The sequence below is a fragment of the Streptomyces sp. NPDC002853 genome (genome assembly GCF_053591915.1).
Genome location: NZ_JBSFUS010000015.1, coordinates 229,789 through 251,295, shown reverse-complemented (window position 1 = coordinate 251,295; position 21,507 = coordinate 229,789). Strand labels below are relative to the sequence as shown.

24 protein-coding genes are annotated in these 21,507 nt (G+C 70.9%); 14 read left to right on the top strand and 10 right to left on the bottom strand.

What is annotated here, in order from left to right:
* Window positions 1-15: 15 nt before the first annotated feature.
* A complete protein-coding gene (locus tag ACWD02_RS36465) occupies window positions 16-1,788 on the bottom strand; it encodes a substrate-binding and VWA domain-containing protein (protein ID WP_451219133.1) in 1,773 nt (590 codons plus the stop codon).
* A 166-nt stretch (window positions 1,789-1,954) separates the two neighbouring features.
* On the opposite strand from ACWD02_RS36465, the gene ACWD02_RS36460 reads away from it, so the two are divergent.
* A complete protein-coding gene (locus ACWD02_RS36460; protein WP_451219130.1) occupies window positions 1,955-2,755 on the top strand; it encodes a CPBP family intramembrane glutamic endopeptidase in 801 nt (266 codons plus the stop codon).
* Between the two features lie 94 nt (window positions 2,756-2,849).
* On the opposite strand, the gene ACWD02_RS36455 is transcribed toward ACWD02_RS36460, so the two are convergent.
* Window positions 2,850-3,671 carry a PhzF family phenazine biosynthesis protein gene (locus ACWD02_RS36455; RefSeq protein ID WP_451219127.1) on the bottom strand — a complete coding sequence of 274 codons (822 nt, stop codon included), beginning with the start codon at window positions 3,669-3,671 and terminating at the stop codon, window positions 2,850-2,852.
* Between the two features lie 175 nt (window positions 3,672-3,846).
* Window positions 3,847-4,428, bottom strand: a complete 582-nt coding sequence (locus tag ACWD02_RS36450) for a dihydrofolate reductase family protein (RefSeq protein ID WP_451219124.1) — start codon at window positions 4,426-4,428, stop codon at window positions 3,847-3,849.
* A 202-nt stretch (window positions 4,429-4,630) separates the two neighbouring features.
* Between ACWD02_RS36450 and ACWD02_RS36445 the strand changes: the two genes are divergently transcribed.
* Complete coding sequence (locus tag ACWD02_RS36445; RefSeq protein WP_451219121.1) at window positions 4,631-5,251, top strand: PadR family transcriptional regulator; 621 nt, start codon at window positions 4,631-4,633, stop codon at window positions 5,249-5,251.
* 109 nt (window positions 5,252-5,360) lie between these two features.
* On the opposite strand, the gene ACWD02_RS36440 is transcribed toward ACWD02_RS36445, so the two are convergent.
* Window positions 5,361-5,789 (bottom strand): type II toxin-antitoxin system Rv0910 family toxin, encoded by a 429-nt coding sequence (locus ACWD02_RS36440; protein ID WP_451219118.1) that lies wholly within the window; start codon window positions 5,787-5,789, stop codon window positions 5,361-5,363.
* A gap of 376 nt (window positions 5,790-6,165) precedes the next feature.
* Between ACWD02_RS36440 and ACWD02_RS36435 the strand changes: the two genes are divergently transcribed.
* The gene (locus tag ACWD02_RS36435) at window positions 6,166-6,945 is read left to right on the top strand and encodes a putative protein N(5)-glutamine methyltransferase (protein WP_451219115.1); all 780 of its coding nucleotides are present in this window, start codon (window positions 6,166-6,168) and stop codon (window positions 6,943-6,945) included.
* 49 nt (window positions 6,946-6,994) lie between these two features.
* On the opposite strand, the gene ACWD02_RS36430 is transcribed toward ACWD02_RS36435, so the two are convergent.
* Entirely contained in the window at window positions 6,995-7,183 is a 189-nt protein-coding gene (locus tag ACWD02_RS36430) for a hypothetical protein (RefSeq protein WP_363213477.1), read from the bottom strand.
* Window positions 7,184-7,380: 197 nt separating this feature from the next.
* Here ACWD02_RS36430 and ACWD02_RS36425 point away from each other — a divergent pair, with 197 nt between their 5' ends.
* The 3 genes from ACWD02_RS36425 (at window position 7,381) to ACWD02_RS36415 (ending at window position 10,216) form a co-directional block, all read left to right on the top strand.
* Window positions 7,381-8,007 (top strand): Clp protease N-terminal domain-containing protein, encoded by a 627-nt coding sequence (locus tag ACWD02_RS36425; protein WP_451219112.1) that lies wholly within the window; start codon window positions 7,381-7,383, stop codon window positions 8,005-8,007.
* Between the two features lie 46 nt (window positions 8,008-8,053).
* Window positions 8,054-9,076: an EamA family transporter gene (locus tag ACWD02_RS36420; RefSeq protein ID WP_451219109.1), complete on the top strand. Its 1,023-nt coding sequence runs from the start codon at window positions 8,054-8,056 to the stop codon at window positions 9,074-9,076.
* A 162-nt stretch (window positions 9,077-9,238) separates the two neighbouring features.
* Complete coding sequence (locus tag ACWD02_RS36415; protein ID WP_451219190.1) at window positions 9,239-10,216, top strand: DMT family transporter; 978 nt, start codon at window positions 9,239-9,241, stop codon at window positions 10,214-10,216.
* A 36-nt stretch (window positions 10,217-10,252) separates the two neighbouring features.
* Here the strand turns inward: ACWD02_RS36415 and ACWD02_RS36410 are convergent, their stop codons facing one another.
* Together ACWD02_RS36410 and ACWD02_RS36405 are read right to left on the bottom strand one after the other, a co-directional pair.
* Entirely contained in the window at window positions 10,253-10,903 is a 651-nt protein-coding gene (locus ACWD02_RS36410; protein WP_451219107.1) for an FMN-binding negative transcriptional regulator, read from the bottom strand.
* A complete protein-coding gene (locus ACWD02_RS36405) occupies window positions 10,903-11,613 on the bottom strand; it encodes a pyridoxamine 5'-phosphate oxidase family protein (RefSeq protein ID WP_451219104.1) in 711 nt (236 codons plus the stop codon). The genes ACWD02_RS36410 and ACWD02_RS36405 overlap by 1 nt, the downstream gene beginning before the upstream one ends.
* Window positions 11,614-11,648: 35 nt before the next feature.
* On the opposite strand from ACWD02_RS36405, the gene ACWD02_RS36400 reads away from it, so the two are divergent.
* Window positions 11,649-12,980: an aminotransferase class I/II-fold pyridoxal phosphate-dependent enzyme gene (locus tag ACWD02_RS36400; protein WP_451219101.1), complete on the top strand. Its 1,332-nt coding sequence runs from the start codon at window positions 11,649-11,651 to the stop codon at window positions 12,978-12,980.
* Here ACWD02_RS36400 and ACWD02_RS36395 read toward each other — a convergent pair.
* Window positions 12,971-13,996, bottom strand: coding sequence for a DMT family transporter (locus tag ACWD02_RS36395; protein WP_451219098.1), 1,026 nt, complete (start codon window positions 13,994-13,996; stop codon window positions 12,971-12,973). The two genes, ACWD02_RS36400 and ACWD02_RS36395, sit on opposite strands and share 10 nt — an antisense overlap.
* 74 nt (window positions 13,997-14,070) lie before the next feature.
* On the opposite strand from ACWD02_RS36395, the gene ACWD02_RS36390 reads away from it, so the two are divergent.
* Complete coding sequence (locus ACWD02_RS36390; protein ID WP_451219095.1) at window positions 14,071-14,973, top strand: LysR family transcriptional regulator; 903 nt, start codon at window positions 14,071-14,073, stop codon at window positions 14,971-14,973.
* A 24-nt stretch (window positions 14,974-14,997) separates the two neighbouring features.
* On the opposite strand, the gene ACWD02_RS36385 is transcribed toward ACWD02_RS36390, so the two are convergent.
* Complete coding sequence (locus ACWD02_RS36385) at window positions 14,998-15,477, bottom strand: pyridoxamine 5'-phosphate oxidase family protein (RefSeq protein ID WP_451219092.1); 480 nt, start codon at window positions 15,475-15,477, stop codon at window positions 14,998-15,000.
* 175 nt (window positions 15,478-15,652) lie between these two features.
* Between ACWD02_RS36385 and ACWD02_RS36380 the strand changes: the two genes are divergently transcribed.
* Window positions 15,653-16,294, top strand: coding sequence for a cysteine hydrolase (locus ACWD02_RS36380; protein WP_451219089.1), 642 nt, complete (start codon window positions 15,653-15,655; stop codon window positions 16,292-16,294).
* Between the two features lie 10 nt (window positions 16,295-16,304).
* Here ACWD02_RS36380 and ACWD02_RS36375 read toward each other — a convergent pair whose 3' ends face one another.
* Window positions 16,305-16,769, bottom strand: a complete 465-nt coding sequence (locus tag ACWD02_RS36375; RefSeq protein WP_451219086.1) for a Rieske (2Fe-2S) protein — start codon at window positions 16,767-16,769, stop codon at window positions 16,305-16,307.
* Between the two features lie 90 nt (window positions 16,770-16,859).
* On the opposite strand from ACWD02_RS36375, the gene ACWD02_RS36370 reads away from it, so the two are divergent.
* From ACWD02_RS36370 to ACWD02_RS36350, 5 genes are all read left to right on the top strand, one after another.
* Complete coding sequence (locus ACWD02_RS36370) at window positions 16,860-17,651, top strand: HipA family kinase (protein ID WP_451219084.1); 792 nt, start codon at window positions 16,860-16,862, stop codon at window positions 17,649-17,651.
* The gene (locus ACWD02_RS36365) at window positions 17,648-18,043 is read left to right on the top strand and encodes a DUF3037 domain-containing protein (RefSeq protein ID WP_451219081.1); all 396 of its coding nucleotides are present in this window, start codon (window positions 17,648-17,650) and stop codon (window positions 18,041-18,043) included. The genes ACWD02_RS36370 and ACWD02_RS36365 overlap by 4 nt, the downstream gene beginning before the upstream one ends.
* Before the next feature lie 136 nt (window positions 18,044-18,179).
* Window positions 18,180-18,941, top strand: a complete 762-nt coding sequence (gene fabG / locus ACWD02_RS36360) for a 3-oxoacyl-ACP reductase FabG (RefSeq protein WP_363213489.1) — start codon at window positions 18,180-18,182, stop codon at window positions 18,939-18,941.
* A gap of 22 nt (window positions 18,942-18,963) precedes the next feature.
* The gene (locus ACWD02_RS36355; protein WP_451219078.1) at window positions 18,964-19,719 is read left to right on the top strand and encodes an SDR family oxidoreductase; all 756 of its coding nucleotides are present in this window, start codon (window positions 18,964-18,966) and stop codon (window positions 19,717-19,719) included.
* 263 nt (window positions 19,720-19,982) lie between these two features.
* A complete protein-coding gene (locus ACWD02_RS36350) occupies window positions 19,983-21,494 on the top strand; it encodes an ABC transporter substrate-binding protein (protein WP_451219187.1) in 1,512 nt (503 codons plus the stop codon).
* Window positions 21,495-21,507: the final 13 nt, after the last annotated feature.

Genomic DNA, 21,507 nt, shown 5'->3' with positions numbered 1-21,507 from the left:
GTACGGGGGGCGGGCTCAGCCGTGGCTGCCCGCCTCCATGATGGCCTTGAGGATGACCGCGTGGATCTGCGCCGGGTCGTCGACCTGGTGGCCCGATCCGCCGGTCGCCTCCGCGATCTGCACGACCTCTTCCTTGTCCGCGTTCGGACCGACCGCGATGGCGATGAGCGGCACCGGGCGCTTGGGGTCGGAGAGGTTCTCCAGCTGCGCGATGAGGTTGCTGCGCGCGATGGAGCCGGGGTCTTGGTTCGCGCCGTCCGTGAGGACCACGAGCGCGTTGAACTTGCCGCGCGCGTAGGTGGAGGTGGCTTCCTTGTACGCCGCGAGCGTGGTGTCGTACAGGCCGGTCGCGCCACCCGGGATGGGCGCCAGGTCACCGAAGGCCTTGGAGACCTTGTCCCGCTGGGTGCCGTCGCCCTTCTGGTCGCCCAACCGTTCGGTGGGCACGAGCTTGCGGTAGTCGCGTTCGCCGTCCAGGAGGGTGGCGAACTCCCAGAGGCCGATCTCGTCCTCGTCGGTGAAGCCCGCGAGCGCCTGGAGCAGCGAGGACTTGGTGACCTCCATCCGGGTCTGGCCCCGGCCCGGCACGAACTCGCCCATGGAGTCCGAGACGTCGACGACCGTGCTGATCCGGGCGCTCTGGACGGTGATCGTCCACATGCCGAGCGTCTCCTGGAGGTCCTTCTCGGAGGGCGGCTCGCTCGCCTCGTCGCCGTACGGCTGGGGAGTGCGGCCGCCGGCCGCCGTGACGAGCCTCTCCGAGGGCTCATCGGGGCCGGCCCTGAAGCCGTGCTTCTCCAGGATCGCGCGGCCCGCCTCATCGCTGAACAGGGTCATGAAGCGCAGGGCGGCCCGGCTCTGGTCCGTGGACAGTTCGTCCTCCTGGACCAGGGTGTACGGGTAGTCGAGGCGCGGTGAGCCGTCCTTCGGATAGAACATGTCCAGGCTGTTCTCCTCGCCCGCCGTCGCGTTGTGCTTGAACGCGGCCTGCTCGGAGAGGATCAGCGCGTGGTTGCGGCGCGGGTTGCCCTGTTCGGTGCCGGAGGAGTCGCGGGCCAGGGTGTCGAGGAGCTGGCTGTCGCTGTCGGACGTGCGCGCGGACAGTGCCTTGGCCATCCCGGCCGCCTGGGTGTCGCCGTCCTTGCCGCCCGACTTCTTCGCCGACGTGCTCAGCTTCGTGAGCGCGAGCAGGCCGGTCGCGCTGCGCGCGGGATCGGCGGCGCCGAGCCGCAGCTTGTCGCCTTTCATCGCCGCACCCGTCAACTCGGGCCAGCTGTACGTCTTCTTGGGCCAGCCCAGGGTCTCGGCGGCGGCGGGGACCATGGCCATGCCAACCGGAGAGGAGGCTATGTTCCCCGCGGGCGAGACCCTGTCCTGCTTGCCGCCCAGGCCCACGCGCTGCAGCCACAGTTCGGAGTCCGGCACCCACACGTCGTACGCCGGAGCGCCTTTGCCCGTCCGTAGTTCGTCGGCGACCTTGTACGAATCACGGGCACTCACCCGTACGTCGATACAGGCCCCGTCCGACGTGATCTCCTTCTCGCGCGCGTCGTCGGCGGCCGCGCGGAGGGCGGGGGCGATGTCCGGGGCGGCCACGACGTCCAGTTCCACCGTGTCCTCACGGCACGAACCGCCGAAGCTCAGCAGATCGCTGCGGGCCGCGACCGCCGTGCCCGCCGCGACGGCCAGGACGAGTGCCGTCGCGATGGCCACGGTGCGGCCGCGGGTGCGTGGCCGAGGGCCGGGTGCGTCCGTCCCGTACTCATCGGGCAAGCTGTGACGTCCCATGGCGGTGGTGCCCCTCCTTGAGTGATGAAGCAAGGAAAGAGGGGGCGGCATGACCGCAGTCGGCGTCCGTCCCCCTCGGCCTGTCGCGCACGATCTTCGTAACTTCTTTCGAGACCCTAGCGGGGCGGGGATGGGGATGAGGCGGGATTACTCAACTGGAGGCGGAGTGCAAGCGGAGTCCGGGCCGTTGGCCGGTTCTTTTCGGGGCGAGGGGCCATCGCGACGGATCCTCCGGGACGAGACGCTGCTCGTCCTGGCGCTCTCACTGGGCGCGAGCGGTGTGTCCGCGCTGATCAGCTTTGTCGGTTCGGTCACCAGACCGGGCGGTCTGAAGGATCAGGCGGCGACCATGAACGCGTCGGCCGCTCCGGGGCGGCCGTGGCTTGATCTCGCGTGGCAATTGTTCGGAATCTCGACCGCGTTGGTGCCGGTGGCGCTGGTCGCGCACTTCCTCATCAGGGAGGGCGCCGGGATGCGCACCATCGGCTTCGACCGGAGCCGGCCGTGGCCGGACCTGGGGCGCGGGGCGGCGATCGCCGCGGTGATCGGCAGTACCGGTATCGCGTTCTATCTGGCCGCGCGAGGGCTCGGGTTCAACCTGACGGTGGTGCCGGAGGACCTGCCGGACGTGTGGTGGAAGTACCCGGTGCTCGTGCTGTCCGCGGTGCAGAACGCGGTCCTCGAGGAAGTGATCGTCGTCGGCTATCTGCTGCGCAGGTTCGGGCAGTTGGGATGGACGCCGATGGCCGCGCTGGTCGGCAGCTCGGTGCTGCGCGGCTCCTACCACCTCTATCAGGGCATCGGCGGGTTCATCGGGAACATGGCGATGGGGGTGGTCTTCGTGCTCCTGTACCGGCGGTGGGGGAGGGTCGGGCCCTTGGTGGTGGCCCATTCGCTGCTGGATATCGGCGCGTTCGTGGGGTACTCGCTGCTCGCGGGGAAGGTGGGGTGGCTGCCGACGCCCTAGGGGCGGGCGGTCGGCGGGCCGGTGGGGGCGTACGACGGCTGGGGTCGTACGTCCCCACAGCGCTGTCCGGTCGGGTTCGGCGGGGTCAGGCGCGTCAGGCGTACAGGTCGCCCTCGATGACGGTGACCGCGCGGCCCGTCAGGAGGGTGCGGTCGCCGCGCAGCTCCGTGCGGACGAATCCGCTGCGGGCCGAGGCCTGCAGCCCGGTGAGCCGCGTGCGGCCAAGGCGCTCGGACCAGAAGGGGGCCAGAGCCGTATGGGCGCTGCCGGTCACCGGGTCCTCGTCGATGCCGACGCGCGGGAAGAAGCCGCGGGAGACGAAGTCGTAGCCGCGGGTGGGGTCTTCGGCTTGTGCGGTGGCGATGATGCCGCGCTCGGAGTGCCGGATGAGGGCCTTGTGGTCCGGGGTGAGGGCGCGCACCGTCTTCTCGTCGGCGAGCTCGACCAGCAGGTCACCGAGGCTCGCCCCGGCGTCGAACACCGCGAGCGGCTCGGCGCCGAGTGCCTCCGCCACGCCGTCGGGGATCGCGGCCGGGGTGAGCGGGGCGGTCGGGAAGTCCATGGTGACGGTGCCGTCGGCGTGCGCGGTCGTGGTCAGGACGCCGCTGCGGGTGGCGAACCGTACGGGGCCTTCGGCGGAGCCGGTGACCTGGAGTACGTGGGCGGTGGCGAGCGTGGCGTGGCCGCAGAGGTCGACCTCGGTGGCGGGCGTGAACCACCGCAGCGCCCAGTCGGCTTCGCCGCCCGCGGGGAGGCGGTGGGCGAAGGCGGTCTCGGCGTGATTGACCTCCGTGGCCACGTTCTGCAGCCAGGCGTCGTCGGGGAAGGCGTCGAGGAGGAGGACGCCCGCGGGGTTGCCGGAGAAGGGGCGGTCGGTGAAGGCGTCGACGATGCGGATGCGGTGGGAAGTCGGCATACAGAGGACGCTAGCGGGCCAATGCGGGGGTGGGACAAGGCCAATCGGGGGAGGGTGGACTCGATTCACCGCGGTGGCTTCGCCGGGTGGCTCTGGTGGCTTCGCCGGGTGGCTCTGGTGGCTTCGCCGGATGGTTCCGGTGGCTTCGCCGGGGTGGTCGAAAATTTCGCGCCGGTCAGCGGAGCACGTTGAACCGCAGGTGGGTGGCGTTCGGTGTCTCGATCACCTTCGTGCGCTCCAGCGGGTACTGGCCGCCCAGGTGCTCGAACAGCCGAGTGCCGCCGCCCAGCAGAACCGGGGCCAGATGGATCTGGATCTCGTCAAGGAGCGCGGCCGCGAGGCACTGCTGAACCGCGCTCGCGCCGTGCACGGCGACCGCCTTGCCGCCCGCGGCGGCCTTCGCCCGCGCCACGGCGCTGTGAATGCCGTCCGTGACGAAGGTGAAGACCGACGGGGCCCGCACCGTCTCCCGGGCGGGGGCCTTGTGGGTGAGCACGAAGCACGGCGTCGGTCCGCCGGGCCCGCCGTCGCCCCAGCCCCCGTCGCCCTCCGCCAGGTCGTACGACACCCGGCCCATCAGGATCGCCCCCAGCCCTGCGCGCATCTCGTCCAGCAGGCCGATGTCGCGCGGGTCCGGCTGGTGCAGCCACTGGTGCAGCGGCTGTCCGCCGTCGCCCAGTTGCTGCTCGCGGGAGACATTCGGACCGGCGACGAACCCGTCAAGCGACATCGAGATGCCTGCGACGACCCTGCTCATGGCCTCGTCCCTTCGTTCGGTGCCTTCCTGAGGTGACGTCGGAGCCGTACGCGGGTTCTCGACATCGCGAGGCGGGGCATCCGGCCCCCTCGAGAGGGGGCCTTGCCATAAGACTGTTCGCGATATATCGTTGAGGCATCGCGACTGATCAATGATGGCGCGATAGATCACCTACCAGACACGTACAGAAGGAGTGGTTGTCATGCGTTCCCACGGTTACGAACATGAGCACGGACGAGGAAAGCGCGGCCCCGGTCACGAGGGTCGCGGCGGCTTCGAGGGGCGGCGCGCGGCGTTCGGTCCCTTCGGGCCCGGCTTCGGCGGCCCCGGTGGGCCCGGCGGCCCCTGGGGCGGTCGCGGCGGCAGGGGCGGTCCGCGAGGCAGGGCGAGGCGCGGTGACGTACGCGCGTCGATCCTGGCTCTCCTGAAGGACCGGCCGATGCACGGCTACGAGATGATCCAGGAGATCGCCGAGCGCAGCGGCGGGGCATGGAAGCCCAGCCCCGGTTCGGTCTACCCGACCCTCCAGCTCCTTGAGGACGAGGGGCTGATCAGCAGTGCGAGCGAGGGCGGCAAGAAGCTCTTCTCGCTCACCGACGCCGGTCGCACCGCGGCCGACGAAGGTCCCGACGCGCCCTGGGAAGAGGCCGGGCGCGGGGTCGACTGGGAGGCGCTGAGCGAGATCCGGCAGGCCGGTTTCGGTCTGATGGAGGCGTTCGGCCAGGTCTGGAAGACCGGCAGCAAGGAGCAGCGCGAGAAGGCTGTCACCGTCATCAACGACGCCCGCAAGAAGCTGTACCTGATCCTCGCCGATGAGGACTGAGGTGGTGGGGGTCGATGATCCCCATTGCCGCTGAGGCGCCCCGCACTTCACGTGTGGGGCGCCTTTTCGTGTGCGGGAGGGGCAGGGGAAGTGGGGGTGTCGGGGCGGCTCAGGTCACCAAGCCCGCCAGCTTGCGCAGGGACTCGTTCAGGGCGGCCGTCGCCGAATCCTTGAGTTTGCCGGCCATCAGGGAGACCGCCGCACCCGTGAACTCACCGTCTATGCGTACGTTCGTCGCGTCCCCCTCGGGCGAGAGGGAGTAGCGGGTGCCGACCGTGACGCCCATCGGGCCCTTGCCCTTGATCGCCAGCGTGCGCTCGCTCGTCAGCTCCTCGACCGTCCAGTTGACCTCGGCCGGGAAGCCCATCAGCTTCATGTTCTCCTCGAACGTGCCGCCCTCCTCCAGTGTGGTGGGCGCGCCTTTCGGGAAACTCGTGTGCGTGGCGTTCCATTCGCCGTACGAGGAGAAGTCGGTGAGTTGGGCCCAGACCTTCTCGGTGGGCGCCTCGATCCGTGCTTCCGCGCTGACTTCGGCCATGCGACGACCCCTTTTCTTCGGGCGCTGCGGCGGGGCGCAGCTGCGGTGTCGCGGAACGTAGCCGCAGGGCCCGGAACATTCAATACTGATGAACCGTCAGATGTTGTGCGCATTCCGGCGGCCGCTGTCCGCGACCAGGTCAGGTACTGTGGCCACCCCGCGACGGCCGCGGGAGGACGGACCCAGGAGGTGAGACCCATTACCGCAGCAGCAGGTCGGGTGCTCCCCCTTCGCGACCGCGCGGTTCACCCGGCATAGGTGACCGAGGGAGCCCCATAAGGCGTCCCGAAAGGTTTCTCTTCGCATGTCGGCTTCACCTTCGTCACCTTCCTCGCCCGCGTCACCCGCGTCGTCTTCGTCGAGCGCGTCATCGCCCATGTCGGCTCTCGCCCCTTCCGCCATCGTCACCACGCTGCGCGCCGCCGGCTGTGTCTTCGCCGAGGACGAGGCGGAGTTGCTCGTCGACACCGCGCGCGACCCCGCCGAACTGGCCGCCATGGTGGAGCGGCGCGTCATCGGTCATCCGCTCGAACACGTCCTTGGCTGGGCGGAGTTCCGCGGACTGCGGATCGCCGTGGACGCGGGGGTCTTCGTGCCCCGCAGGCGCACCGAGTTCCTCGTGCGGCAGGCCGCCGCCCTTGCCGGGCCCGGTGCCGTCGTCGTCGACCTGTGCTGCGGCTCGGGGGCGCTCGGGGCCGCGCTTGGCGCCGCGGTCGACGGGATCGAGCTGCATGCCGCCGACATCGACCCCGCCGCCGTGCGGTGTGCGCGGCGCAACGTCACCGACGTGGGGGGACGGGTGTACGAGGGTGATCTATACGAGCCGTTGCCGGACGCCCTCCGCGGCCGTGTCGGCGTACTGCTGGCGAACGTCCCCTACGTACCCACCGAGGAGGTCGGTCTGCTGCCGTCGGAAGCCCGTGTCCACGAGGCGCGCGTGGCGCTCGACGGCGGGGCGGACGGTCTTGATGTGCTGCGGCGGGTGACCGCCGACGCGGCGAGCTGGCTGGCTCCCGGCGGCAGACTGCTGTTCGAGACGAGCGAGCGACAGGTGCCGTACGCGCTGGAAGCGGTCGCCGACGGAGGTCTCGTGCCGCGATCGGTGAGCGACGAGGAGATGCACGCGACGGTCGTCATCGGGACGCGGCCCGCGTAGAGCGCGGCGGCCCCGGTCACGCGGGCGGCGCCCTTCATGCGGGCACGCGTCAGCCCACCCTGCTTATCACCGCCGCGTCGAAGAGATCGCACGCCCTGGGGAACGGACCCTCGTCGTGGCAGTGCCAGGCGTCCCAGAAAAGGTCGGCGGGCAGCGCGTTTTCGGGTGCGTACACCCGGTACACGTACTGCCTGCCGTCTATCGCCGGCAGCGCGACCATCCAGCATCTGCGCTCCATGCCTGAGAGACGAGTGACCGGTGCGCCGTGGTTGCGTGCCCGGCGCGAATCAAGGCGGCGCGCGCCCCTCGGGGAAGAACAGCCAGATCTCATCCGTAAGGAGGAGAAGCCGCTCATGCGTACCCAACCTGTGTCGGACGCGAAGATGCTTCCCGCCGCCGATGACGCCGTACTCGGGGGCTGATGGGGTGGAAGATGTGCAAAGCCGTACCCCGCAGGGCGCCGAGCCCGGCCCGATCCGAGCAGAGACCGACTCCCGACTGAGCGCAGCGCTGACCTCCGTGGTGGCCGGCGCGCGCCGGCGTGCGGTGCGCGACGGGGACCGTCAGATCGACACCGCGCATCTGCTGCACTCCCTTCTGGAGACCGACCCGGAGGTGCGGGCCGCCTTCGAGCAAGGGGCGCAGGTGGTGCGCCTGCTGGGCTATCTCGTCCAGCGCAGCATCGGGTACGGCCTGCGGTGGCAGGGGACGGTCGAGGACTCCGGAACGGTGCCGGTGGTGCGGGAGAGCGACTCCGCCCCCGTGAAGGAGACGGGCTGGTCGCCGTCCGCGAGCGCCGCCATGGAAGCGGCCATCGAGCGGGCGGACCGCCGCGGCGAACCGCAGGCCCTCGGCGTGGACCTCCTGGCGGCCCTCGTCGCCGATCCGGACTGCCGTGCCGTCGAGGTCCTGGGGCGGGCCGGGGTCGAGGCGCAGGGGATACTCCGGCGGATCGAGGCCGATCCGCGCACCGGACCGAGCACCGGGCTGCCGGCCGACGCCTTCGCCGATCGGTACGCGGAGACGTCCGTCGATCCGTACGCGGAGACGTCCGCCGATTGAGACAGGGTCTATCGGGGGTGACGCTCATGACACCTCCTGTCATGATGTGCCGGTGCAAGCGTCTCAGGGGAATCAGACCGGCTCGGGGCCGAGCCGGGGGCGAGGCGTCGGCCTGGGGCTCGCCCTGGGGTCGGCGGTCGCCTTCGGCGGTTCGGGCGTAGCGGCCAAGCCGTTGATCGAGGCGGGCCTGGACCCGCTCCACGTCGTGTGGCTGCGGGTGGCGGGCGCCGCCCTGGTCATGCTGCCGGTCGCCTGGCGCCACCGCGGTCTGCTGCTTCGCAGGCCCGCGCTCCTCCTCGGCTTCGGACTGCTCGCCGTGGCCGGCGTCCAGGCCTGCTACTTCGCGGCGATCTCGCGTATCCCCGTCGGTGTCGCGCTGCTCGTCGAATACCTCGCGCCCGCGCTCGTCCTCGGCTGGGTGCGTTTCGTGCAGCGGAGGCCCGTGACGCGCGCGGCCGCCGTGGGTGTGGTGCTCGCGGTCGGCGGGCTCGCCTGCGTCGTCGAGGTGTGGGCGGGGCTGAGCTTCGACGCCGTGGGGCTGCTCCTCGCGCTGGGCGCCGCGTGCTGTCAGGTCGGCTACTTCGTCCTGTCCGACCAGGGCAGCGACGCGGGCGACGACGCACCTGACCCGCTCGGCGTCATCGCGTACGGACTGCTGATCGGCGCCGTGGTGCTGACTGTCGTGGCGCGCCCCTGGGGCATGGACTGGTCGGTGCTCGCCGGGGACGCGGAGATGGACGGCACGGCCGTGCCCGCGTGGGCGCTCATCGCCTGGATCGTGCTCATCGCGACCGTCGTGGCGTACGTCACCGGGGTGCTCTCGGTGCGTCGGCTCTCCCCGCAGGTGGCGGGCGTCGTGGCCTGTCTGGAAGCGGTCATCGCCACCGTGCTCGCCTGGGTCATGCTGGGTGAACACCTGTCGGCGCCGCAGATCATCGGGGGTGCCGTGGTGCTCGCGGGGGCGTTCATCGCGCAGTCGTCCACGCCGACCAAGCCCCGGGAAGGGCCGACCGCGGGCGGTCGGCCGGGGGCCGAAGAGCGGTTGTCGTCCACCGGTACCGCCGTTTAGGGTGTTGATCATGCATTCACGCGCGCTCGTTCTTCCGCCCCCGGCCGCTTAGGCGCGGGCACTTCCCGGATCACACCCGGCGGTTGCCGGGTGGAACGACGTTGCCCGCAGACGGAGCCAGGGATCTTCTTCTTCTTTCTGCGGAGAATTCACGTGTCGCATGTGTCGACTGCTGTCTCCGGCCTGTCCGTCGGACGAGGCCTCTTCTATCTGATCGTCGCCGGTACGGCCTGGGGCACCGCCGGTGCCGCCGCCGCGCTGGTCTTCGACGCCAGTGACATGGGACCGGTCAGCCTGTCCTTCTGGCGCTGCGCGGGCGGCTTCGTGCTGCTCTTCGCCCTTCGACTGATGCGCTCGCGCCGACGGTCCGCCGCCGGTGCCGCCTCGGGCGCGCGGCCGCGGCGCAGGCTGCCGCGGATCGTGGCGACCGGCGTGGCCCTCGCCGTGTTCCAGACCGCCTACTTCGCGGCCGTCGAGTCGACCGGGCTCGCGGTCGGCACGGTGGTCACGATGGGGGCGGGCCCCGTACTCATCGCGCTCGGGGCGCGGTTCACCATGGGCGAGCGGCTCGGGCTCGGCGGTGTCGTCGCGGTGGCCGGTGCGCTGGCCGGGCTCGTCGTGCTCGTCCTCGGCGGCGGTGGCGCGAGCGTCCGCCCGGTGGGCGTCGGGTGGGGGCTGCTCTCGGCGGCCGCGTACGCCACGATGACGCTGCTCACGCGGTGGTGGGGGCGGGACGGCGGCGCCGACTCGTCCGACACGACGGTCTGGTCGTTCGCCGTGGTGTCCGTGTGCCTGCTGCCGCTCGCCGCGGTGGAGGGCCTCGTCCCGCACACCGCGGAACCGGCGCGGATGGGCCTGTACCTGCTCTACATCGCGGTGATCCCGACGGCGGTCGCCTACGCCCTGTACTTCGCGGGCGCCGCCGTCATCCGCTCCGCGACCGTCTCCGTGATCACGCTCCTCGAACCGCTGAGCGCGGCGGTCATCGCGGTGGTGCTGCTCGGCGAGGAACTGACCGTGTCGACGGTGCTCGGCACCCTGCTGATGCTGGCCGCGGTGACGGGCCTGGCGGTCGCGGAGACGGTTGCCGCGCGGCGGGAGGCGGTGCGGGTGCGGGAGCCGCGGCTGGAGCCGGTGTAACGACGCTCGGGCGACTCCCCGCGCTCCCGGCCGGTCCTACGAGGTCTCGCGGCGGTGCAAGTGGTGGGTGAGGGCCGCCTTGTCGTGTGGTTCCGCTCGGTCCGCGAGGCCCGTCGCTATCCGCTCCTGGACCTCCGGTGGTTTGTGGCTCGCGTACTTGAACTTCGCCCGTACGTCGGTCACTTCGAGGCACAGGGCGCGGATGCCGGAGAGCATGCGGCCGAAGGGGGCCTCGCCCACCGCGGCCGGGGCCGAGCCGCCCTCCGGCTGGAAGTGGGCGACCTGGCGGTTGAGGAGCTCGGCCTTCTCCTGAGGGTCGTCCACGACGCGGGCGGTGCAGCGGAGTTGCACGGCGGCGTAGAAGCTGGTCGGCACGCCGTGCTCGGGCGGGGTGTCCGGGGGCGCCTGCCAGGGGCCCGGCACGTATACGTAGTCGTCCACCACGCTGAGCAGCACCTCGGGGTCGGCTTCGAGCGCGGGCCAGAGCGGGTTGGGGCGCGCCAGGTGGGTGATCACCCTGCCGAGCGGGCCGTGGCCGTGGTCGGCCTCGTAGGCGAAGTGCGCAGGCTGTACGTGCGGGGGCTCTCCGGGGAGGCCGTTCACGGCGAGCTGGCCGAAGTCGTGCGTCGCGAGCCACCGCCGCCACTCGGCGTCGGAGTGCGGTGCGTCCCAGGGGTGGATCAGCATCACAGCTCGATCAGGTAGTCGGGTACGTCGATGCCGGGGGCCAGGTCGGCCGACGGGACGAGCGGGTCGTGGCCCTTGCGCAGCGGGACGACCCCGGCCCAGTGCGGGAGGCCGAGGTCCTCGGGGTCGTCGTTCGGGCCGCCGGTGCGCACCTTGGCGGAGACCGCGGCGAGGTCGAGGCTGAGTACGGCGGTCGCCGCGAGCTCCTTCGCGTTCGCGGGGCGGGAGTCGGCGGATCGGCCCGGCACCACGTGGTCGACGAGCGCGTCGAGGGCGGTGCGCTTCTCCTCGGGGTCCGTGACCTGGTGGGCGGTGCCGTGGATCACCACGGAACGGTAGTTGATCGAGTGGTGGAAGGCCGACCTGGCGAGGACCAGGCCGTCGACGTGAGTGACGGTCAGGCAGACCGCGAGGCCCGGGTCCGCTTCATGGCGGCGGGCGTCGGACGCCATCCGCAGCGGCCGGGAGCCCGTCGAGCCGTGCACATAGAGGCGCTCGCCCACCCGTCCGTACAGCGTCGGCAGGACTACGGGAGCGCCGTCACGCACGAAACCGAGGTGGCAGACGTACGCCTCGTCGAGTATCGCGTGCACCAGTTCCTGGTCGTACGCGGCTCGGTCACGGCCGCGGGTGGGGACGGTGAGGTCGGTCGGCGCGTACGAGGCGGTGTCGGTGGCGGTGGCCGTGCCGGACTCGGCTGCGACGCTCATTGCATTCTCCATTGCACTAGTGCATAATCTCGTTTGTGCTAGGAGAGTATCGGATCGAAGGCCGGCGCGCAGCCGAGATCGCTGCCAGCGTGGAGCGCGCGGTGGGCGGCGGTGACCTGGAACCGGGTCAACTCCTGCCGCCGATGCGCGAGTTGGCGCAGCGGCTCGGGGTGAATCCCAATACGGTGGCCGCCGCCTACCGCACGCTGCGCGAACGCGGCGTCATCGAGACGGCGGGGCGGCGCGGCAGCCGGGTGCGTCCCAAGCCCGCGACGACGGCGCGCGAGCTGATCAGGGTGGACGTGCCGACCGGTGTGCGTGACGTGTCGAACGGCAACCCGGACACGGCTCTGCTGCCGTCGCTCGCCGAGGTGTTCGCGGCGGCTGCCGCGGAGGGCGACCGGCGTCCCGTGCTGTACGGGGAGGAGGCGGTGGACCCCGCGATGGCCCGTCACACGCGCGTGGCTCTCGACGAGGACGGCGTTCCGGACGGCCCCGTGGCCGTCACGTCCGGTTCCCTCGATGCCATCGAGCGTGTGCTGGCCGCCCATCTCAGGCCCGGCGACGCGGTGGCGGTCGAGGATCCCGGCTGGGGCAGCCTGCTCGATCTGATGCCGGTGCTCGGTCTGCGGACGGTCCCGGTGGGCGTCGACGACGAGGGGCCGCTGCCCGCCGACACGGAGAGCGCGTTGCGCGGCGGTGTCCGGGCGCTCATCGTCACCGACCGCGCCCAGAACCCGACGGGCGCCGCGATCAGCGCCCCACGCGCGCGAGCGCTGCGCAAGGTCCTCTCCGCGCACAAGGACGTGCTGCTCGTCGAGGACGACCACGGCCACGCCATCGTCGATCTGCCGCTGCACCCGCTGGCGGGCGTGACCCGCAGCTGGGCGTTCATCCGCTCCACGGCCAAGGCCTACGGCCCCGACCTGCGCCTGGCCCTGCTCACCGGGGACGCCGTCACCGTCGATCGCGTCCAGGGCCGCCAGCGACTCGGCCCCGGGTGGGTCAGCCACATCTCGCAGCGCGCCGTCGTGCGGCTGTGGACGGAAGGGGCGGTGGACACGGGCGAGGTGGCCGCCGCGTACGGAAGGCGGCGTGAAGCCCTGATCGCCGCGCTGGCCCGGCGGGGCGTCGTGGCGCACGGGCGCAGCGGCATGAACGTCTGGGTGCCCGTGCCGGACGAGACCGGGGCGGTCGCCAGGCTGCTGCACGCGGGGTGGGCCGTCGCTCCGGGAGCCCGCTTCCGGATGAGTGCGCGGCCCGGGGTGCGGATCACGGTGTCGACGCTCGGGGACGAGGACATCGAGACGGTGGCGGACGCCGTCGCCTCCGCCACCGGGCCCGCTCCCGCGCGGCGCTACGAGTGAGCGGGCCTTCGCGTGCGATCGCGGGGCTTTGACTGGGTGAGCGCCGCGCCCGCCAGGACGATCAGCGCGCCGACCGGCGTCGACCAGCTCAGGGACTCGCCGAGTACGGCGACGCCCGCCGCGGTGGCGATGACCGGGACGAAGTACGTGACCATCTGGGCCGTCGTCGGACCGACCTCGGCGACCAGGCCGTACTGGATCAGGAAGGCGAGGCCGGTGCCCACGGCACCCAGTGCCACGATCGCGAGGAGCGGCACGACGGGGAAGTGTGTGGGCAGGGACGTGAACAGCGGTGTGACCACGGCCAGTTCGACGGTCGCGACCAGCAGTTGGGCGCCGGTCAGCGACAGGTTCGAGTGGCTGGAGCCGGCCAGGGTGCGGCGCACGTAGATCCAGCCGATCGGGTAGCTCAGCGAGGCGAGCAGCGCCAGTGACGTGCCCCGCAGGTCGAGACCGTTGAAGCCCTGCCAGGCGCCGAGCACCGTGAGCACACCGAGGAACCCGATGCCGAGGCCCGCGACCCTGCGCCGCGTCGGCCGGTCCTCGGAGAGCGCGACCATCGAGAGCGCCATGCCCCACAGGGGCGAGGTCGCGTTGCAGATCCCGGCCAGCGTGGAGGGGATCGTCAGCTCCGCGTACGCGAACAGGGAGAACGGCAGGGCGTTGAGCAGCAGCGCGGAGACGGTGAGGTGAGCCCAGGTCCGCGCCCCGCGCGGGAGCCGTTCGCGCTTGGTGACGAGGACGACCGCGACGACCGCGGTGCCGAACAGGAGCCGCCCCAGGGTGACTTGGAAGGGAGCGTAACCCTCGGTGCCGACCTTGATCAGCAGGAAGCTGAAGCCCCAGATCAGCGAGAGGATGCCGAAGCGGAGACGCCAGCCGAGAGCGCGGCGGCGCTGCGGCTGGGCGGAGCCGGCGGTGGAGGCAGGGCCGGGGTCAATGCCGGAGCCGGAGGTGGAGTCAGTGCCGGAGGGCGAGGTGGCGACGGGGGAGCCGGGAGGGATGGTGACGCGCATGTACGTCACATTGAAGCCTGCGACCTCGTAGAACAAGCGAAATTAGCTGCCCAGTACCGCGTAGCATCGCTTACATGTTGAACCTGGAGCGCCTGCGCACGCTCGACGCACTGGCCCGGCACGGATCGGTCAGCGGCGCCGCGGCCGGGCTGCACGTCACGACGTCGGCCGTCTCGCAGCAGATGACCAAACTGGAGCGCGAGGTGGGCCAGCAGCTCTTGGCCAAGAACGGCCGCGGAGTGCGCCTCACCGACGCCGGACGCCTGCTCGCCGAGCACGCCGCGCGCATCCTCTCCCAGGTGGAACTGGCCCAGTCCGACCTGGAGGAGCAGCGCGGCAAGGCCGTCGGCGAGCTGCGGATCTCCGCGTTCCCCACGGCGATGCGCGGGCTGCTGCCCGCCACGCTCACCGCGCTGCGTGCCGGACACCCCGGCCTGCGCGTCCACTCCCAGGAGATGGAGCCGCAGCACGGGGTGGCCGCCGTGGTGCGCGGCGACATCGACCTCGCGGTCGTCCTCGACTGGTACAACAAGCCGCTGCCGATGCCCGGAGACCTGGTCAAGGCGCCCCTCCTGGACGACCCCGCCGATGTCGCCATGCCCGCGGCGCACCCCCTCGCCGACCGTGCCGAGGTGGACCTGGAGGAGTTCGCGGACGACGAGTGGATCGCCTGGGCCGAGGGGGAGTTCTGCCATGAGTGGCTGATGTTCACGCTGCGCGCCAAGGGCATCGAACCGCGGATCGCGCACCGCGCGGAGGAACACCACACCCAGCTCGCGATGGTGGCCGCGGGTCTCGGCGTGTGCGTGGCACCCCAGTTGGGGCGCGATCCCATGCCGGCCGGGGTCAGGACCGTTCCGGTGCGCCACCGGGTGCGCCGCCATGTGTACGTGGTGTGGCGCGCGGACGCCGACCGCCGCCCCTCGATCAGGGCGGCGGTGGAGGCGCTCCAGGTGGCGGGGGCCGGGCTGCGCTAGCGCCGCGGGGCCGGGCCGATGGGGTCAGGGGCGGGCCGGCAACTCCGCCAGCTTCCGGAAGTCCCAGGACGTGACCGCTTCGGGCGTGAGCCGGATCCAGGCGTGCCTCCCGTCGTACGGCATCTTGTCCATCCCGAAGTACTTCTGGCTGAACAGCCGCTCGGGGGCCTCCAGTTCGGGGCAGGGGTCGCCCATGCGTGGTGACTCCGCGACGAACACCGCCGACCCGGAGAGCTCCACGCCCCGCAGCTCCCCGTACTCCACACCGGAGTCGATCACCACGGCGATCCGCTGATCGCCACGCAAGTCGGCCCAGCGCTTGCTGCGGGTGAGCGAGAACAGCCACAAGGACGTGCCGTCCCAGACGAACCAGAGCGCGCTGACGTGCGGGGCGCCGTCGCCGGACACGGTCGCGACCCGGCAGGTGCGTTCCGCGACGAGGTAGGCGTCGAGCTCCTCCGGCGACATCATGATCCTGCGGCCCCGCCGCTGTGTGACGGCCATCGGTCCTCCCGCGCGTGTGAAAGAAGTGGACGCACGAAGCAAACTGACTGAGCGTCAGTTCTGTCCGTCAGGAAAGCATGCGGTCTCTTCCGCCGTGACGCAATGGCGGCTAACCTCCGCGCATCCCGGGCGCAGCCCGCCTCGACCGGCCCGGACGACCCGGACAGGGGGAGCGATGCCGTCGTACGAACAGCTCAGGGAACTCCTCGATCCCGCCACCACCGTACTGATGACCGTGGAGTGCCAGCAGGGGGTGGTGGGGACGGAGAGCGCGCTGCCCGAACTCGCCGACGAGGCACGCTCGTCGGGCTGCCTCGCCAATGTCGCGCGGCTCGTCTCCGCCGCCCACCTGGCCGGGGTGCAGGTCCTGCACGCCGTCGCCGAACGCCGGCCCGACGGGCGCGGCGCCAACCGCAACGCCCGCCTCTTCCGTGCCGCCGGACGGCTCCCCGTGCAGCAGCTCTCCGGGACCAGGGCCGTGCGGATCGCGCCGCCCGTCGAAGTGGCCGACGAGGACCTCGTCGTACGGCGGCTGCACGGCCTCTCGCCCCTCGCCGGCACGGACGTCGACCCGCTGCTGCGCAACATGGGCTGCCGGACCCTTGTGGTGACCGGCGTGTCGGCGAACGTGGCGATACCGAACGCCGTCTTCGACGCCGTGAACCTCGGCTACACCGCCGTCGTGCCGTCGGACGCCATCGCGGGAGTCCCCTCCGACTATGCACCCGCGATGATCCGCAACACGCTCTCCCTGGTGGCCACCATCGCCACCACCGAGGAAATCCTCGGCACCTGGAAGCGCCCAAGGCCGGTGTGACCGAGACCTCCTACGCCAGAGTGATCGTGTCCCCGTCCACCTTGATCTCGGCGGCGGGCAGCGGTTTCGGTGCCGGCGCTGCCTTCACGCTTCCGTCGGCGATGGAGAACTTGCTGCCGTGGCAGGGGCAGTTGATGGTGCCTCCCTCGACACTCGTCACCGGACACTGTTTATGGGTGCAGCGGTTCGAGAAGGCCTTGAATTCGCCCTCCGTCGGCTGGGTCACCACCACCCCCTCCGCCTTGAAGATCTTGCCGCCGCCCACCGGGATCTCCGACGTCTTGGCGAGCGCGGCCCCGGCGGCGCCCTCTGTGGTCTCGGCCTCGGCGGGCGTCTGCTCGTCGGCCTGGTCGGAGCCGTAACCGTCGTCGCTCTCACCGCAGGCCGCGAGGGCGGCGGCCAGGCTGACGACACCCGCCGCGGCGACGACCGAACGGCGGGAGAGCGGGCCAATGGGTTCCTTCGAAATGGTCATGTCCGGTGGTACGAGGCCACGCGCCCCCGTGTTCAACACCTCAAGCACTTCTTGCGCGAACCGAGTTCGGACCGGCATTAACCTGGGGCAATGCTCACCGAAGTAACCGCGGTCCGCTACGCGACGCCCCTGCGGGAGGGCGGATCGCTCCCCGGCCTCGTCGAGGCCGTCGACGACCGGGGAACGTACGCGCCGTACGTCATGAAGTTCACCGGAGCCGGACAGGGCCGCAAGACGCTGGTCGCCGAAGTGATCTGCGGTCAGCTGGCGCGCGGCCTCGGCTTCCGGGTGCCGAGACTCGCGCAGGTCCGGCTCGACCCCGTGCTCGGCCTGGGCGAGCCCGACCAGCAGGTGCAGGAGCTGCTCAAGGCGAGCGGCGGCCTGAACCTCGGGATGGAGTTCCTCTCGGGCGCGCTCGGCTTCGACTCGCTCGCGTTCGGCGTCGATCCGGCCGAGGCGGGGCGCGTGGTGTGGTTCGACGCGCTCATCAACAACGTCGACCGTTCCTGGCGCAATCCGAACATGCTCATGACCGGCGGCGAGCTGTGGCTCATCGACCACGGCGCGAGCATGATCTGGCACCACAACTGGCGTACCGCCGAGACCGCGGCCACCAAGCCGTACGACGCGTCCGACCACGCCCTCGCCCCCTTCGGGCCCGATGTCGCGTCCGCCGCCGCCGAGCTCGCCCCGCTCGTCACCGAGGAGCTGCTCGCCGCAGCCGCGGCCGACGTGCCCGAGGCCTGGCTCGTGGACGAGCCGGGCTTCGAGGACCCCGACGCCGTGCGCCGCGCCTATGTGGCGGCGCTGCTGCCGCGCGCCAAGACCATTCATGAACGCATCCAGCTGCCCGAGCCGCAGCGGAAGGGCGCCACCTCGTGACCGAGCAGCCGATCCAGCGGGACGTCTTCGAATACGCCCTGGTGCGAGTCGTGCCGCGCATGGAGCGCGGCGAGCAGTTCAACGCGGGCGTGGTCGTCTACTGCCGGGCGCGGTCCTTCGTGGCCGCCCGTACGCATCTCGACGAGGGCAAGCTGCGGGCCCTTGACCCGGAGGCCGACCTCGGCGGCATCAGGGCGGCGCTCGGCGCCGTCGAGCGGATCTGCGCCGGGGGAGAGGCGGCGGGTCAGGCCGCGGGGGACGACGCCGGACGGCGCTTTCGGTGGCTCATCGCGCCGCGCTCGACCGTCGTCCAGCCGGGGCCGGTGCACACGGGACTCACCGCGGATCCTGCCGCAGAGGTGGACCGACTCCTCGACCTCCTGGTGAGGTAAAGAATCACAGGCCTCAGTGTGCCGTTGACACCGGGTGCCAGGGCTTCTAGCGTCTCGTTCAGCTGAAGGTACTAAGCGGTCGCTCACCATCGGGGCGTACCGTAGAGCCGCATCCCACAGGGCGAGGAGAACCAGCATGTCCACCACTGAGCAGCGCGTCGCGGTCGTGACCGGAGCAGCGCGAGGCATCGGCGCGGCGACCGCCGTGCGTCTGGCCGCCGAAGGCCGCGCCGTCGCGGTGATCGACCTCGACGAGGCCGCCTGCAAGGACACCGTCACGCAGATCACCGCTGCCGGTGGCAAGGCGATCGCCGTCGGCTGCGACGTGTCCGACGAGGCTCAGGTCGAGGCGGCCATCGCCCGGATCGCCGACGAGCTCGGCGCGCCCACGATCCTCGTGAACAACGCCGGTGTCCTGCGCGACAACCTCCTCTTCAAGATGAGCGCGAGCGACTGGGACACGGTCATGAACGTGCACCTGCGCGGCGCCTTCCTGATGTCGAAGGCCTGCCAGAAGCACATGGTGGACGCCAAGTTCGGCCGGATCGTGAACCTCTCCTCGTCCTCCGCGCTCGGCAACCGCGGCCAGGTGAACTACGCCGCGGCCAAGGCGGGCCTCCAGGGCTTCACCAAGACCCTCGCCAAGGAGCTCGGCAAGTTCGGCGTCACCGCCAACTCCGTGGCCCCCGGCTTCATCGTCACCGAGATGACCAAGGCCACCGCCGACCGCGTCGGCATGGGCTTCGAGGACTTCCAGGCCGCGGCCGCCACGCAGATCCCCGTGCAGCGCGTCGGCCGCCCCGACGACATCGCCAACGCCATCGCCTTCTTCACGGGCGACGCGGCGGGCTTCGTCTCGGGTCAGGTCATGTACGTGGCCGGCGGCCCGCTCAACTAGTTCTTCCCGGAGGGATGCGGAGATGACTGTGCAGGACAGCGGAAAGGCGGCGCTCATCACGGGCGCCAGCCGCGGCATCGGCTACGGCATCGCGGAGGCGCTCGTCGCCCGCGGCGACCGTGTGTGCATCACCGGACGCAACGAGGACGCGCTGAAGGAGGCCGTCGAGAAGCTCGGCTCCGACCGCGTCATCGGCGTCGCGGGCAAGGCCCACGACGAGGCCCACCAGGCAATCGCCGTCGAGCGCGCCATGGAGGCCTTCGGCCGGGTCGACTTCTTGATCAACAACGCCGGTACGAACCCGGTGTTCGGTCCGATGGCCGAGCTCGACCTCAATGTGGCGCGGAAGGTCTTCGAGACCAACGTGATCTCGGCGCTCGGCTTCGCCCAGCAGACCTGGAAGGCCTGGCAGAGCGAGAACGGCGGCGCGATCGTGAACATCGCATCCGTCGCGGGCGTCGCCCCCTCGCCGTTCATCGGCGCGTACGGCATGAGCAAGGCCGCCATGGTCAACCTCACCCTGCAGCTCGCGCACGAGTTCGCGCCGAAGGTGCGGGTCAACTCGATCGCGCCCGCCGTGGTCAAGACCAAGTTCGCCCAGGCGCTCTACGAGGGCCGTGAGGCGGAGGCCGCGGCCGCGTACCCCCTGGGTCGGCTCGGGGTGCCGGAGGACATCGGGGGCGCGGCCGCGTTCCTCACGTCCGGCCAGTCCGACTGGATCACGGGACAGACACTCGTGGTCGATGGCGGCATCTTCCTCAATGCGGGCGTCAGCTGACGAAGGCCCGGCAATCACCAGGTACGCCATCCAAAAGGGACGTACACCCGCATCAAGTGCCCCGTCGGCGCCGCAAGTTGGCCCGGCGGGGCATTGCGATATTGTCTCCCGACCCATGGCATGGCCGATCGAGGAGCGTGCGCGTGTTCAGTGAAGTTCGCCTGGTGGCGGCGGCGGGTCTCCGTGGCCTGGCCGGGCTGCCCCGCCGGGGCCGTCGGCCGGCCGCGGCGCTGGTCTCCCTGTCTCTGCTCTCGGGATGCGGAATGTTCTCGTCGGACGACTCCGACGAGGAACAGAAGATCACCGTCGGCACCATGAGTGCTCCCAGCACCCTTGATCCGGCCGCCGCCTGGGACAGCTCCTGGGAGCTGTACCGCAATGTCTTCCAGACGCTCCTCAGCTTCCCCAGCGGGGCGGCCGAGCCCGAGCCGGACGCGGCCGAGTCCTGCAAGTTCGCCGACGCGACGAACACCGTCTTCACCTGTGAGCTGCGCGAGGACCTCAAGTTCTCCGACGGCCACGCGCTCGACGCCAAGGCGGTCAAGCACACCTTTGACCGTATGCGGCGCATCGACGTGAAGGGCGGGCCCGCGGGGCTGCTCGGCTCGCTCGACACGGTCGAGACGAAGGGCGACCGCACGGTCACGTTCCGGCTCAAGAAGCCGGACGCCACCTTCCCGTTCGTGCTCTCCACGCCCGCCATGTCGATCGTCGACCCCCGCGAGTACCCGGCGGACAAGCTCCGCGAGGGCTCCTCGATCGCGGGCTCGGGGCCGTACGCCCTGGAGTCGTACAAGGCCGGTGACCGGGCCGAGCTGGTCAAGAACACGAACTACAAGGGTGCGGCCGACCGCAAGAACGACGCCGTCACGATCCGCTACTTCAAGAAGTCGGCCACCATGGTCGAGGCCCTGAAGGACAAGCAGATCGACGTCACCTTCCGCGGCCTCGCGTCCACGGACATCGTCGACATGCAGGCCAACAAGCACGCGCGCGAGGGAATCCAGCTCGTGGAGGGCTCGGGCACCGAGATCCGCTACCTGGTGTTCAACCCCGACGACCCCTGGGCCAGGAAGAAGCCGGTCCGCCAGGCCTTCGCCCAGGTCATCGACCGCCCGGCCATCGCCCACAAGATCTACCAGGACACCGTCGAGCCGCTGTACTCGATGGTCCCCCAGGGGCTCACCGGGCACGGCACGGGCTTCTTCGACGACTACGGGGACCCCAGCAACAGCAAGGCCGCGAACATCCTCAAGGGCGCCGGCATCAACGAACCCGTCCCGCTCACGCTCTGGTACACGACCGACCGCTACGGTTCGGCGACCGCCGGGGAGTTCGAGGAGATCAAGCGGCAGCTGGAGGACTCGGGGCTCTTCAAGATCACGCTCAAGAGCCGCCCCTGGACCGAGTTCGACGCGGGCACCAAGAAGCGCGAGTACCCGGTCTTCGGCCGTGGCTGGTTCCCCGACTTCCCTGACGCGGAGAACTTCATCGCGCCGTTCATCGGCGAGAAGAACGTGCTCAACACGCCCTATCCGGCACCGGAGATCACCGACGAGGTGCTGCCGCGCTCGCGCCGTGAGGCCGACCGGGGCGCGGTGGCCGACGACTTCGAGCGGGCCCAGAAGCTCCTCGTCGACGACGCGCGGCTGCTGCCGCTGTGGCAGGGCAAGCAATACATCATGGCGAGCGAGGAGATCGCGGGCGGCGAGCGTGCCCTGGACCCCTCGGCGATCATGATGATGTGGGAGCTGGAGCGCAAGACCAGCTGGTAGCGGGGTCGCGGGC

Coding starts and splice junctions, on each gene's coding strand:
- ACWD02_RS36465 (WP_451219133.1), bottom strand. CDS start 1,788: ATGGGACGTCACAGCTTGCCCGATGAGTACGGGACGGACGCACCCGGC.
- ACWD02_RS36455 (WP_451219127.1), bottom strand. CDS start 3,671: ATGCCGACTTCCCACCGCATCCGCATCGTCGACGCCTTCACCGACCGC.
- ACWD02_RS36450 (WP_451219124.1), bottom strand. CDS start 4,428: ATGAGCAGGGTCGTCGCAGGCATCTCGATGTCGCTTGACGGGTTCGTC.
- ACWD02_RS36445 (WP_451219121.1), top strand. CDS start 4,631: ATGCGTTCCCACGGTTACGAACATGAGCACGGACGAGGAAAGCGCGGC.
- ACWD02_RS36440 (WP_451219118.1), bottom strand. CDS start 5,789: ATGGCCGAAGTCAGCGCGGAAGCACGGATCGAGGCGCCCACCGAGAAG.
- ACWD02_RS36435 (WP_451219115.1), top strand. CDS start 6,166: ATGTCGGCTCTCGCCCCTTCCGCCATCGTCACCACGCTGCGCGCCGCC.
- ACWD02_RS36430 (WP_363213477.1), bottom strand. CDS start 7,183: ATGGAGCGCAGATGCTGGATGGTCGCGCTGCCGGCGATAGACGGCAGG.
- ACWD02_RS36410 (WP_451219107.1), bottom strand. CDS start 10,903: ATGCTGATCCACCCCTGGGACGCACCGCACTCCGACGCCGAGTGGCGG.
- ACWD02_RS36405 (WP_451219104.1), bottom strand. CDS start 11,613: ATGAGCGTCGCAGCCGAGTCCGGCACGGCCACCGCCACCGACACCGCC.
- ACWD02_RS36395 (WP_451219098.1), bottom strand. CDS start 13,996: ATGCGCGTCACCATCCCTCCCGGCTCCCCCGTCGCCACCTCGCCCTCC.
- ACWD02_RS36390 (WP_451219095.1), top strand. CDS start 14,071: ATGTTGAACCTGGAGCGCCTGCGCACGCTCGACGCACTGGCCCGGCAC.
- ACWD02_RS36385 (WP_451219092.1), bottom strand. CDS start 15,477: ATGGCCGTCACACAGCGGCGGGGCCGCAGGATCATGATGTCGCCGGAG.
- ACWD02_RS36380 (WP_451219089.1), top strand. CDS start 15,653: ATGCCGTCGTACGAACAGCTCAGGGAACTCCTCGATCCCGCCACCACC.
- ACWD02_RS36375 (WP_451219086.1), bottom strand. CDS start 16,769: ATGACCATTTCGAAGGAACCCATTGGCCCGCTCTCCCGCCGTTCGGTC.
- ACWD02_RS36370 (WP_451219084.1), top strand. CDS start 16,860: ATGCTCACCGAAGTAACCGCGGTCCGCTACGCGACGCCCCTGCGGGAG.
- fabG (WP_363213489.1), top strand. CDS start 18,180: ATGTCCACCACTGAGCAGCGCGTCGCGGTCGTGACCGGAGCAGCGCGA.
- ACWD02_RS36355 (WP_451219078.1), top strand. CDS start 18,964: ATGACTGTGCAGGACAGCGGAAAGGCGGCGCTCATCACGGGCGCCAGC.
- ACWD02_RS36350 (WP_451219187.1), top strand. CDS start 19,983: ATGTTCTCGTCGGACGACTCCGACGAGGAACAGAAGATCACCGTCGGC.